The organism is Dietzia sp. IBK-p2-16D, assembly GCF_057773085.1.
Genome location: NZ_JBYMTL010000004.1, coordinates 276,546 through 288,493 on the forward strand (window position 1 = coordinate 276,546; position 11,948 = coordinate 288,493).

10 protein-coding genes are annotated in these 11,948 nt (G+C 71.8%); 6 read left to right on the forward strand and 4 right to left on the reverse strand.

Annotation, left to right across the window (positions count from 1 at the left end; genetic code table 11):
• Positions 1-46 precede the first annotated feature (46 nt).
• Positions 47-2,110: an oxidoreductase gene (locus AC3DE3_RS11105; RefSeq protein ID WP_488369999.1), complete on the forward strand. Its 2,064-nt coding sequence runs from the start codon at positions 47-49 to the stop codon at positions 2,108-2,110.
• A gap of 39 nt (positions 2,111-2,149) precedes the next feature.
• Here the strand turns inward: AC3DE3_RS11105 and AC3DE3_RS11110 are convergent, their stop codons facing one another.
• Complete coding sequence (locus tag AC3DE3_RS11110) at positions 2,150-3,778, reverse strand: MFS transporter (protein ID WP_488370000.1); 1,629 nt, start codon at positions 3,776-3,778, stop codon at positions 2,150-2,152.
• A gap of 106 nt (positions 3,779-3,884) precedes the next feature.
• Here AC3DE3_RS11110 and AC3DE3_RS11115 point away from each other — a divergent pair, with 106 nt between their 5' ends.
• On the forward strand, positions 3,885-5,009 hold the full coding sequence (locus AC3DE3_RS11115) for a baeRF3 domain-containing protein (RefSeq protein WP_488370001.1): 1,125 nt from the start codon (positions 3,885-3,887) through the stop codon (positions 5,007-5,009).
• A gap of 134 nt (positions 5,010-5,143) precedes the next feature.
• On the forward strand, positions 5,144-5,965 hold the full coding sequence (locus tag AC3DE3_RS11120) for a SurA N-terminal domain-containing protein (protein ID WP_488370002.1): 822 nt from the start codon (positions 5,144-5,146) through the stop codon (positions 5,963-5,965).
• A gap of 55 nt (positions 5,966-6,020) precedes the next feature.
• Here the strand turns inward: AC3DE3_RS11120 and AC3DE3_RS11125 are convergent, their stop codons facing one another.
• Together AC3DE3_RS11125 and AC3DE3_RS11130 are read right to left on the reverse strand one after the other, a co-directional pair.
• Positions 6,021-6,173: a hypothetical protein gene (locus tag AC3DE3_RS11125; RefSeq protein WP_488370003.1), complete on the reverse strand. Its 153-nt coding sequence runs from the start codon at positions 6,171-6,173 to the stop codon at positions 6,021-6,023.
• 4 nt (positions 6,174-6,177) lie between these two features.
• On the reverse strand, positions 6,178-7,044 hold the full coding sequence (locus tag AC3DE3_RS11130; protein WP_488370004.1) for a class E sortase: 867 nt from the start codon (positions 7,042-7,044) through the stop codon (positions 6,178-6,180).
• Positions 7,045-7,192: 148 nt separating this feature from the next.
• Between AC3DE3_RS11130 and AC3DE3_RS11135 the strand changes: the two genes are divergently transcribed.
• The gene (locus AC3DE3_RS11135) at positions 7,193-8,794 is read left to right on the forward strand and encodes a hypothetical protein (protein WP_488370005.1); all 1,602 of its coding nucleotides are present in this window, start codon (positions 7,193-7,195) and stop codon (positions 8,792-8,794) included.
• Between the two features lie 13 nt (positions 8,795-8,807).
• Here the strand turns inward: AC3DE3_RS11135 and AC3DE3_RS11140 are convergent, their stop codons facing one another.
• Entirely contained in the window at positions 8,808-9,662 is an 855-nt protein-coding gene (locus AC3DE3_RS11140) for a universal stress protein (protein ID WP_488370006.1), read from the reverse strand.
• Between the two features lie 198 nt (positions 9,663-9,860).
• Here AC3DE3_RS11140 and AC3DE3_RS11145 point away from each other — a divergent pair, with 198 nt between their 5' ends.
• Positions 9,861-10,301, forward strand: a complete 441-nt coding sequence (locus AC3DE3_RS11145) for a Fur family transcriptional regulator (protein WP_260486534.1) — start codon at positions 9,861-9,863, stop codon at positions 10,299-10,301.
• Positions 10,302-10,370: 69 nt separating this feature from the next.
• Positions 10,371-11,897, forward strand: a complete 1,527-nt coding sequence (locus AC3DE3_RS11150) for a catalase (protein WP_488370007.1) — start codon at positions 10,371-10,373, stop codon at positions 11,895-11,897.
• Positions 11,898-11,948: the final 51 nt, after the last annotated feature.

Sequence of the window (11,948 nt, forward strand, 5' to 3'; positions counted from 1 at the left end):
CCTCTACCGGCGAGCCCGCACATTCCCACCAGGCAGAATCAGCCCCATGGGCCACAGTCATGCTCACCTCCTCAGCCCGATCACCGTCGGAAACCTCACCCTGCGCAACCGCATCGTCATGGGGTCCATGCACACCGGGATGGAAGACCGGTCCAGGCACCTGCCCGAGCTCACCGCCTACTTCACCGAGCGGGCGCGCGGCGGCGCCGCCCTCATGGTCACGGGCGGGTACGCGCCCAATGTGGAGGGATGGCTGCTGCCGGCGGGCTCGCTGATGGCCTCCCGCCGGATGGCCGACAAGCACCGCGGGCTCACCGACGCCGTCCACGCCGAGGGCGCGCACATCCTCCTGCAGGTCCTCCACGCCGGCCGCTACGGGTACCACCCGTTCGTCCGCTCGGCCGCGTCGACCACGTCACCGATCAGCATGTTCAGGGCGCGCGCCCTGAGCTCCCGGGGCATCGAGCGGACCATCGACGACTGGGTCCGCGCCGCCCGCCTGGCGGCGCGCGCGGGGTACGACGGTATCGAGGTCATGGGCTCCGAGGGATACCTCATCAACCAGTTCCTCGCCGCCCGGACCAACGACCGCACCGACGCCTGGGGCGGCACCGCGAGCAGGCGGATGCGGTTCCCCGAGGAGATCGTGCGCCGCATCCGCGCCGAGGTGGGCCCCGACTTCCTGCTGCAGTACCGGATCAGCCTGCTCGACCTGGTCGACGGCGGCCAGTCGTGGGAGGAGACCGCCGAGCTCGCGCAGCGCCTGGAGTCCGCCGGAGTCGACGTGTTCAACACCGGCATCGGCTGGCACGAGTCACGCATCCCGACCATCGTCACCTCCGTGCCGCGGGCCGGGTTCGTCGACCTCACCGCCCGGCTCAAGCAGACCGTCGGTGTCCCGGTGATCGCCTCCAACCGCATCAACACCCCGGACACCGCCGAGCAGATACTCGCCGGCGGGCAGGCGGACCTGGTGTCCATGGCGCGGCCGCTACTGGCCGACCCGGCGTTCGCGGCCAAGGTCGCCGAGGGGCGGTCCGACGAGGTCAACCTCTGCATCGCCTGCAACCAGGCCTGCCTCGACCACTCCTTCGCGAACAAGCGCGCCTCCTGCCTGGTCAACCCGCGCGCGGGCCGCGAGACGGAGCTGCTGCTCACCGTGGCGCCCACGCGGCACCGGGTGGCGGTGGTCGGCGCGGGACCCGCGGGGCTGGCGTGCGCGGAGGCCGCCGCGTCCCGCGGGCTCGCGGTGGAGGTGTTCGAGGCCTCCGACGAGATCGGCGGGCAGTTCCGCTACGCGATGCGCGTCCCGGGCAAGGAGGAGTTCGCGGCGTCGATCGCCTACTTCAGCCGTCGCCTGGACGTCCTCGGCGTGCCCGTCCACACCGGTCGCCGCGCCCGCCCGGACGATCTCACCGGGTTCGACCACGTGGTGATCGCCACCGGGGTCCGGCCGCGCGAGATCGCGATCCCCGGCGCCGATCACCCCATGGTGATGACCTACCCCGAGCTGCTCACCGGCGCACGTACCCCCGGTCGCCGGGTCGCGGTGATCGGCGCCGGCGGGATCGGTGTGGACGTCTCCCAGTTCCTGCTGGCCGGCGGGCCCGGGATCGCCGTCGACGGCCGCGAACCGAGCGGTCACTCCACCGATGTCGAGGCGTGGCGGCGCCACTGGGGCGTCGCGGACCCGGCGTTCGAGCGGGCGGGTCTCGGGACGGCCGTGCACGCCGAGCCCGCCCACGAGGTGCACCTGCTCCAGCGCAAGACCTCCCGCATCGGGCGGGGACTGGGCAAGACCACCGGCTGGGTGCATCGCGCCGAGCTCGAGGCCGGCGGCGTCCGGCAGTACACCGGGGTGACCTACCAGGAGATCGACGACGACGGGCTGCACATCCTCGACTCGGACGGCCGTCCGCAGGTGGTGCGGGTGGACTCGGTGGTGGTGTGCGCGGGCCAGGAGTCGGTGCGCGATCTGGTCGGCCGGGCCGATCGGCCGGGGGCCGGTGTGGGCGGCCGGGTCCACGTGATCGGTGGCGCGGATGTGGCCGCCGAGCTGGACGCCAAGCGGGCGATCAAGCAGGGCGTGGAGCTCGCGGCAGCGCTCTAGGGTGCGGCGATCCCGGCCGCGCGGCCCGCGGGGGCGGGGTCAGCCACAGCGCACCTCGCGGCGGCGGTCGACGATGCTGAACGCCAACGCTCCCGCGGCGAGGGTCGCGATGAGTCCGAGCGCCACCCGGAACGCCAGCAGCCAGTCGTCCTGCGTCTCGACGATCCAGAACAGCACGCCCGGCACCATCGCCGTACCCACCGCGGTGCCCATGCGCTGGCCCAGCGAGATGATGCTGCCGGCGACCCCGCCGTAGGCCGGGTCCACCGCGCGCAGGGTGAGCGTCTGGTTGGGGGAGATGGTCATGCCCTGCGCGGTGCCCATCAGCGTGGCGGGGACCATGAAGATCAGGTAGCTCACCGCCCCGGACTCCACGACGCCCGCGAGCAGGATGAACGTCAGCAGGGCGGTGATGGTGAGGCAGAACCCGCCGATGACCATCCGCCGCCCGAGCTGGAGGACGAACCGCCCGGCGACCTGCGCCGAGATGGCCGCGCAGATCGAGGCGGGCAGGCTGACGAACGCCGAGTCGATGGGCGCGTAGCCCAGGTGGAACTGCAGGTACATCGGCATGACGATCCACAGGCTGGTGCCGCCGACGAAGTAGATCGACACGATGATCATGCCGTTGCGGAACGCCGGGTCGCGGAAGATGTCCGGGTTGACCAGCGGCGGTCGCCCGATGCGCTCGTACCGCCGCTCCCACCACGCGAACGCGGCCAGGACACCCAGCCCGACCGGCACCAGCGCCCAGTAGGCGGGGTTCCCGCCGCGGGTGAGGAAGGGGAGCATCAGGGACAGCACGGCCACGCCGAGCAGGACGATGCCGACCGGGTCGAGGTCCAACCGTGCCCGCCGGGGCCGCGGATGCGGCTTCGGCAGGGCTGCGTTCACCGCAGCAGTGATCCGCGAGGCGCGGGAGGCCTCGTCGTCGTCGTACTCACCACCGTCGTACTCACCACCGTCGTACTGTCCACCATCCCGCTCGGCGGCCAGGCGCGCCATGTCGCCGGCACGGGCGGCGGACCCGCCCACGTCGGGTCCGGCCTCACCGGGCGGCAGGCGGCGGTCGTCGGGCAACCACCGCTGCCCCAGCACCATCGCGAGCACACCGAGCGGCACGTTGACCAGGAACATCGCGCGCCAGCCGAGGTCGTCGCCGAGGACCTCGATGAGTACCCCGCCCACCAGGGGCCCGGACGCGGTGGCGATGGAGACCGTGGTGGCCAGGGTGGCGAACGCCCGCGCCCGGGCCGCGCCGCGGAAGTACTTCTGGATGAGGCCGAACGTCTGCGGGTTGAGCATCCCCGACCCCACGCCCTGGATGAGGCGCGCCAGGTTGAGCATCTCGATCGACTGGGCGAAGCCGGCGACCACCGCACCGCCCACGAACACCGCCACGCCCGCCAGGAACAGGCGCTTGCGTCCGGTCGCGTCGCCCAGCCGCCCCGACGGCACGAGTAGCAGCCCGAACGCCAGCGCGTACCCGGACACCACCCACTGCAGCCCGCGCGAGTCCGAGTCCAGGGCGGTGCCGATCACCGGCAGCGCCACGTTGATCACCGACAGCGCGAGCAGCGCCATGAACATCGGGACCATCAGGGTGGTGAGGACCCGGGCGGTGCTCACCGGCCGGGGCGTCGCGGGGGTCAGGGGCTCGTCGGTCACTTCCGCGATGGTATCCACGGTCCGCCGCAGCCGCGCCGAGGTCACGGCCCGGCAACAACCCCGTCACGGCCTATACGGGGACGGCCCCGATCAGTAGCGTCAGGCTATGGCTGATGTCACACGAACCGCAGAAGTCGATCCGATCCCCATGACCGACCTCGCCGAGCTGGGAACCGCCACCGGCCGGGCCGTGTCGATCTTCCTGCCCACCGCCCGCGCCGGCGCAGAGGTCCGCGAGAACCCCATCCGCGTCAAGTCCCTCATCAAGGAGGCCGAGGCCCAGCTCAGGGCACACGGCGTGGGGCAGGGGGAGTCCGACGAGATCCTCGGCCCGCTGGTCGCGCTGCTCGAGGACGACGCGTACTGGCAGCGTCTCTCGGACGGTCTCGCGCTGTTCGCCTCGGCCGGGTTCTGGCGCGCGTACCGGGTGGCCACGGCCTTCCCCGAGGCCGTCCACGTGAGCGACCGGTTCGCCGTCCGGCCGCTCGTCCCGGCCGCGGTCGGCGACGGCGAGTTCGTGGTGCTCGCCGGCAGTCAGAACAAGGTCCGCCTCTTCGAGGGCACCGCCGCCACCATCCGCGAACTCGACCTCGGGTCGATCCCGTCCTCGATCGAGGACATGGCCGGCGACACGCAGCCGCCGCCGCACCAGCAGCAGCGGTTCAGTGCGGGCCCGGGCACCGGTGGTGGCGGGGGCGTGGTGCACGGTCACGGCACGGGTGCCGAGGTCGGAGACGTGCAGCTGGAGAAGTTCCTGCGGCAGGTCGCCCAGGGGTTGCAGGAGGCGCTCCGGCCGAACGACCGGCGCCCCCTCGTCCTCGCGGCGGTGGGCGAGCACCTCCCACAGTTCCGCGGCTACCTGAACTACGAGCACCTGGTGGACGAGGTCGCCGCCGGCAACCCGGACGCGCTGTCCCCCGCAGAAGTGCACGAGCGGGCGTGGGCGGTGGTCCGGCCGGCGATGCAGCGGCGGGCCGCCGCGGTCGCGGAGCGCTTCGGTGACGCGATCGGTGCCGGTCGCGGGCTGGCCGGCGGCGGGTCGGACATCCTGCGCGCCGCGCGAGAGGGACGCGTCGCCACCCTGCTGGTCTCCCGCCGCCGCTGCACGGCCGATCACGGGCCCGACGATCTCGACGCCGCGGTCGGACACGTGCTGGCCACATCCGGCTCGGTGATCGTGGCGGAATCGCTGCCGAAGGACGTCGCGGAGGGCGCGATCCTGCGGTTCTGACCTGCCGGGAGCGGGCGGGTGCGACGCGCGTCGGCGCCGCACCCGCGCCCCCGCGCGCGTCGTGCACAGCTCACGCCTAACTCACGTGTGTACCGTCGGCGTCTTCACGCACACGAACAACGTGAGGAGATCGAGTGCGCACAGGGACAGGGAGATCGGCGACGAGGAGGCCGACGGCATGGCGGTCGGCGGTCGCCGCCGCGGGAGCGGTGCTGGTGCTCGCGGGGTGCGGTGCCGGGGGCGACGACGACGAGGGCGGCGCCGCGGAGACGCAGGCGGCGGCCGAACAGTCAGGCCAGTCGGCTGAGCCCGGACCGGACGGTGAACAGTCCGCGGACGGGCCCGACACGTCCGACATCCCCGACCCGGTGGCCGAGGTGAACGGTACCGAGATCTCGCGCGACGAATTCCTGTCGGTGTTCGAGAACCAGTACCAACAGATGAGCATGCAGGCCCAGATGACGGGCCAGCCCGTCGACGAGGCACAGCTGAGAAAGCTGACCACCGACGGGCTGATCGGGACCGAACTGCTCACGCAGGAGGCCACCAAGCGCGGGATCGAGGTCTCGGACGACGAGATCCAGGCCGAGCTCGCCGGGTTCGCCGAGCGCAACCAGGTCAGCACCGACGAGTTCATCGAGTCGATGGGCGGACAGGGCCTGGACCGCGAGGCCGTGCTGGACCAGATCGACAAGCAGTTGCGCGTACAGAAGCTCATCGCTGAGGAGTACGGGGAGTTCGAGGCGTCCGACGCCGAGGTCGAGGCCGCCTACGAGCAGGTCGCCCAGCAGCAGGCCATGTCCGGGGGCGGCGCGGCCGGTGGTGGCGGGGTGCCGCCGTTGGAGCAGGTCCGTGACCAGGTCGCCGAGCAGGTACGGGCCGAGAAGGAGGCCGGTGCGATGGAGGAACTGTCGCAGAAGCTGCGTTCCGGCGCGGACGTGACCGTCCACATCTAGGCGGTCGCATCCGTCCGGCGGGGCCAGCGGTCCGCGCGGTCCGGGGTGACGCCGCCTACACGGTGACGTCGGTGTTCGGCAGCTGCTCGGCCACCCACGGGAACACGACCTCCATGAGCAGCAGGAACACCGCCGCCAGCAGGATGAGGACGAGCACGATCTTCACCGGCCGGGGGCCGGGCAGCGACCGCCACAGGTAGGCGTACATCTGGTCAATCCTCCAGTGCGGCCGGGCGGCCGGCGGTCTTGGCGGTGGTCTCCACGAGCGCGGCGTGCACGATGAGCCGCTCGGCGTTGGAGTACATCGGGTGGCAAGTGGTCAGGGTGAGCAACCGCTCGGGGGCCTCGCCTGCGCCCGCGCCGCCGGTCGCGGCCCCGGCCTCGCCGGTGTTCGCCGCGCCGGTGTCCGCAGCCCCGGGCACCGGGGCGATCACCTCGACCGCGTCCGGCGTCGTGATGTGCAGCCCCGCCACGTGGGCGTAGTCGCCGCCGGTGGCGCGCTCGACCTGCCGCGGGGTGAGGCACTCGCGAGCCGCCGCGAGCCGCTCCGGGCCGCCCGGCTCCACCGGCAGGAGTCGGTAGGTCTGCCACTGGGTCCCGGTCTCGATGACGATCGCATCGCACGAGTCCAGCCGGTCGAGGTGCTCGAAGACGGCGCCCGAGCCGTTGCGGTGACCCGCGAGCGCGGTGTTCCCCGGTTGGCCGGGCATCTGGGTTCCGGGGTAGTGGCCGGGGCCGGTGCGCAGGTCCTCGGCCCGGACGCCCTCCACCACGGCGTAGACCGCGTCCTCACCGAGCGTCGGCAGGTGGATGCGGGCGAAGGGTTGGCCGAGCGTCGGCACGGGCGGTGGTATCGCCGCGTCGGCCGGGCCGGGGGAGGGGGCGCCATTCCAGAGTTCTTCGAGTCCGGCGGTGGCGTCCGCCTGCAGCCGGTCCGAGGCCAGATTGGTCCAGAACGCCTCGTAGAACACGTACAGCAGCAGGATCGCGCCGAGGGTGAGCAGCAGTTCACCGGCGACCTGGCCGACGCTCGGCGCTCGGCGGGACGGGGTGCGCGGCGGGGCCGTGGGTCGGTTCATCTGCCCGACCACCCCGATCCCTGCCCGTGCGACGGCGTCACGGGGTGAATCGTCTCACGACGATCCCGGCCCGCAGCACCGCCCGGCCGGCTCGCCGGGCTCGTGGATCCGGGGACACGGCGGGGTCGGCGGTGATGGAATCAGCCCCATGCGCTCGACAAACCGACCCACCACGGCGGTCATGGCCTCGGCGGCGGTGCTCCTCGCCGCGAGCACGGTTCTGGCGTCCGCCCCCGCGGCAGCTCGATCGGCGTCCCCGCCCGGCCTCGGGCCCGCCGGCACCGCTACGGTCCACGGCGACGTGGCCTCGACCGACACGCTGCCCGGCCGCGGGCCGGGGGCGACCCCCGCCGTCGTCGGCGCGCTCACCGGCGCCACGTGCTCGACGGTGTTCATCGGGACCGACGGCATGCCCGTCGCGCTGTGCACCTCGTACGTCGGGCTCACTCCGCCGACCCCGCTCGCGCCGACCGTCAAGCTCTTCCACCCCGACACCGCCGCGGTGCTCGCCGAGGTGCAGTTGGCCAAGGGTGCGCTGCTCGGCGGGGTCTACGGCTACCTCGACGAGCAGGACCGGGTCGTGGTCGCGGACGGCAACCGCAGGTTGCTGGCCGTCGGCCACGAACGCACCGCCGCGGGCCCGTGGCGCATGACGGTCGACGTCCTGGCCGACCTGTCCCCGGCCGTGCCCGACGGCGACGCGATCACCGGCCTCATGCCCGCCTTCGACGGGCGGGTGTGGTTCGCCACCTCCGGCGGGGTGGTGGGGACCGTGCGGCCCGGGGGCGACGACGGGGCCGGGATCGACGACGACGAGCTCCGCTCCCTCACCCTGCCGGCAGGGGAGAGGATCACCAACGGGCTGACGATCCGGCCCGGCGGCGCGTCGGTGATCACCACCCGGGCCCTCTACGAGATCGACAGCTCGGTGGACGGGACCCCGAGCGTGCGCTGGAGACACGGTTACGACGTGGGACCGGGACGGAAACCGGGCCTGCTCGCGCACGGTTCCGGCACGACGCCCACCTACTTCGGGCCCGGTGACTCGCTCGTGGCGATCACCGACGACGCCGACCACCCCGAGCTGATCGTCCTGCGCCGTGAGGACGGGGCGCAGGTGTGCCGGATGCCCGCGTTCGCCACGACCCTGCGGCCCGACTCCGCGGCCCCGGACGGCGTCCTCATCGACGGCCCCGCGGCCACCGAGAACTCGATCATCGCGTCCGGGGATGCGCTGGTGCTGGTCAACACCTATGGCTTTGAATACCCGCCCTTCGCCGTGGACGGTCCCGCGGTCCCGGCGGGAGCGCCGTACACGGGCGGGATGACCCGCATCGACGTGCGGGCCGACGGGGCCCAGGGGCCGGACGGCGTCGGCGCCGGAGACGATGCGTGCTCCCGCGCATGGACGTCACTCGCACGGACGGCGTCGCTGCCCAAGCTCACCACCGGCGACGGGCAGATCCACACGCTGGCCTACGGGCCGCCGCGCTCGCTGCCCGCCCCCGGCTCGGCGGCCGGTCCGACGCCCGGTCCGGCGCTCGATCAGGGGCTCGCGCAGAAGATCGGACCCGTCGACCTGACCTCGACGGACGTGGAGACGGGCCGCGAGCTCTCCCGCACCTTCATCGGTCACGCCCCGCTGGACGAACCGATGGAGCTCACCGGCACGATCGCATCCCGGGGAGACGGCCCGGGGGTCATGTGGCAGCCGACCCTCACCCGCATGCTCCGGATCGGCCCCGCCTGAGTAGCCGGGTGGGTCAGTCGGTGGGGCGGATGACCGCGACCGCGCACGGGGCCGTCTGCAGCAACCGCCGGCTGACCGACCCCAGCAGCATTCCGGCGAACCCACCGTGGCCGCGCGACCCGGTGACCAGCAGGGATGCCCCGGCGGCCTCGTCGGCGACCGTGAGAGCGGGCTCGCCGACGACGAGGATAAGCTCGACGGTGACGTCCGGGTGACGGGCCTCGTGCGGGGCGAGAGCGTCGAGGACCTCCTTCTCGTCCTCGGCGAGCACGCTCTCGGCCAGCTGGTCGAGATCGAACAGCGAGGCGCCCGGCAGTCGGGGAACCTCGACCGAGTGCACGGCGCGCAGGGGGACGCCCCGGCGCTCGGCCTCGATGAACGCGAACGCCACGGCGGGGTCGTTCGCCGCCGAGCCGTCGGCCGCCAGCACGACAGGGCCCGCGGCGGGGCTCAGAGGCGTACGCGGAGTGATGACGAGAACCGGGCAGGGCGCGTGCTCGACGACGCCGGCGGAGGTCGATCCCATGGCGAAGTCCTCGCGCGCGGTGAGGCCGCGGCTGCCCACGACGATCGCCGACGCGGCGCCGCCGGCCTCGACGAGTGCGCCGACGGGGCTGTCCGCGACCACCCGATAGGTGGTCGGGACGTCGTGGGTGAGCTCGGCGAGCTGGTCGCGCATCGCGCCCTCGACATTCGCGCGGGCGGTCTCATCGAAGGCCACCACGCGCCCGACGGCCCGATCGGCGGAGATCACCTCGAGCGACGCCGCGTGGTCGCGGGCCCAGGCGGCCGCCCACTCCACGGCCCGGCGGGAGTCAGGCGACCCGTCATAACCACACACGACAGGTCCGATGACGATCTCCGACATTGGTTCCTCCAGCTGGTTCGGGGTCGCGAGGTCCGAGGGCGTCCGGTTCCGCGATTCCCAGGGTTCGGGTCGCCGGTCAGCCTAGTCGGCAGCAGCAGAACCGGCCCGGAAGCCGATCGCATCGATGCAGGAACCTTTCTCGTAACGGAATGCATACTATTCTGGACTCATTCCAGAAAGTGGGCTACTGTGGGGCCCATGACGACAGCAATCGAGGATCCGGGAGCCGTACTCCGCGACGCCGGGCTGAGGGTCACCTCGCCGCGGCTGGCGGTCCTCGCCGTCGTCGCCGGTCGTCCCCACATCGCGGCGGAGGACGTCGCGACCCTCGTCCGGGAACGGCTGGGCGCGGTGTCCACACAGACCGTCTACGACGCCCTGCGCGTGTGCACCGACGTCGGCCTCATGCGCCGCATCGAACCCGCCGGCTCGCCGGCACGGTACGAGCGGCGCACGGGGGACAACCACCACCACCTCGTGTGCCGGACGTGCGGGCGCATCGAGGACGTCGAATGCACGGTCGGACACGCGCCCTGCCTCACCGCCGACCGCGACCACGGCTTCGAGATCGATGAAGCAGAGGTCAACTACTGGGGCACTTGCCCCGAATGCCGGGCAGAGCAGGCCTCGCTTGTCTGATACTGAGACCTGGACCACACCACCATTCCGCACCTTCTACTCCACACCCCATCTCGAGGAGCACCTGACGTGACCATTCATCCCGCAGACCGCGGCGTGCGCGACTTCCAGCCCAACTCGCACACCACCACCGACAGTGGCCAGCCCGTCCCGCATGACGAGTTCAGCGCGCAGGTCGGCCCCCAGGGCCCGCAGCCAATCCACGACTTCTACCTCATCGAGAAGCTCGCCCACTTCAACCGGGAGAACATTCCCGAGCGGCTGCCCCACGCCAAGGGCTCCGGCGCCTTCGGCGAGTTCGAGACCACGGAGGACATCTCGGACATCACCTGCGCCGGCCTGTTCCAGAAGGGCGTCAAGACCCCGATGCTCGCCCGCTTCTCCACCGTCGCCGGTGAGAAGGGCTCACCCGACACCTGGCGTGACCCGCGCGGCTTCGCCCTGAAGTTCTACACCGAGGAGGGCAACTACGACCTCGTCGGCAACAACACGCCCATCTTCTTCATCCGCGACGCGATCAAGTTCCCGGACTTCATCCACTCGCAGCGCCGCAAGAACGCCTCCGGCCTGCGCAATCACGCCATGCAGTGGGACTTCTGGACCCTGAGCCCCGAGTCGACCCACCAGGTCACCTGGCTCATGGGCGATCGCGGCATCCCCAAGACCTGGCGTCACATGGACGGCTTCGGCTCGCACACCTACCAGTTCATCAACGCAGCCGGCGTCCGCCACTGGGTGAAGTTCCACTTCAAGACCAACCAGGGCATCGACTTCCTCACGCAGGCCGAGGCCGACAAGCTGGCCGGCGAGAACGCCGACTACCACCGGCAGGACCTGTTCGAGTCCATCAAGAACGGCGACTTCCCGTCCTGGGATCTGCACGTCCAGGTGATGCCGGTCGACGAGGCGGACGGCTACAAGTACAACCCGTTCGACCTCACCAAGACGTGGTCTCAGAAGGACTACCCGCTGCGCAAGGTCGGCACCATGACGCTGAACCGCAACCCGCAGAACCACCACGCGCAGATCGAGCAGGCCGCGTTCGCGCCGACCAACATCGTCAAGGGCATCGGCTTCTCGCCCGACAAGATGCTGCTCGGCCGCGTCTTCGCCTACCCGGACATCCAGCGCTACCGCATCGGACCCAACTACCAGCAGGTGCCGGTCAACCGTCCGCTCTCGCCGGTGAACTCCTACTCCAAGGAGGGCGCCATGCAGTACGAGTTCCCGCACCCCGCGCAGGCCGAGTACCACCCCAACACCCTGGGTGGTCCGACCGCCGACGCGTCCAAGGCGTTCGACATCGGCGCCTGGGACACCAAGGGCTCGGACATCCACCGCGGCGACGTGACCCCGCACGCCGAGGACACCGACTCGGTCCAGGCCTCCATCCTGTACCGCGAGGTCCTCGACGACGCCGCCCGCGAGCGACTGGCGGCCAACATCGCCGGCCACGTCTCGGCCATCGACCCGTCGGAGACCGAGCTGCTCGACCGCGTCTACGCCTACTGGGCCGCTGTCGACCAGGGCCTCTGCGAGGCCGTCAAGGCCGGCGTCGAGGCGAGCCCCCGCGGCAACCACACGCTGCAGGAGTGATCCGCCGGTAGCCGACTGAAATCCGCTACTCCCCCTACGGATCCGCTACTC

Excerpts from the sequence above, each read along its gene's own strand:
- AC3DE3_RS11145 (WP_260486534.1), top strand. The coding sequence starts at position 9,861 with ATGACGACAGCAATCGAGGATCCGGGAGCCGTACTCCGCGACGCCGGG.
- AC3DE3_RS11115 (WP_488370001.1), top strand. The coding sequence starts at position 3,885 with ATGGCTGATGTCACACGAACCGCAGAAGTCGATCCGATCCCCATGACC.
- AC3DE3_RS11140 (WP_488370006.1), bottom strand. The coding sequence starts at position 9,662 with ATGTCGGAGATCGTCATCGGACCTGTCGTGTGTGGTTATGACGGGTCG.
- AC3DE3_RS11105 (WP_488369999.1), top strand. The coding sequence starts at position 47 with ATGGGCCACAGTCATGCTCACCTCCTCAGCCCGATCACCGTCGGAAAC.
- AC3DE3_RS11135 (WP_488370005.1), top strand. The coding sequence starts at position 7,193 with ATGCGCTCGACAAACCGACCCACCACGGCGGTCATGGCCTCGGCGGCG.
- AC3DE3_RS11125 (WP_488370003.1), bottom strand. The coding sequence starts at position 6,173 with ATGTACGCCTACCTGTGGCGGTCGCTGCCCGGCCCCCGGCCGGTGAAG.
- AC3DE3_RS11130 (WP_488370004.1), bottom strand. The coding sequence starts at position 7,044 with ATGAACCGACCCACGGCCCCGCCGCGCACCCCGTCCCGCCGAGCGCCG.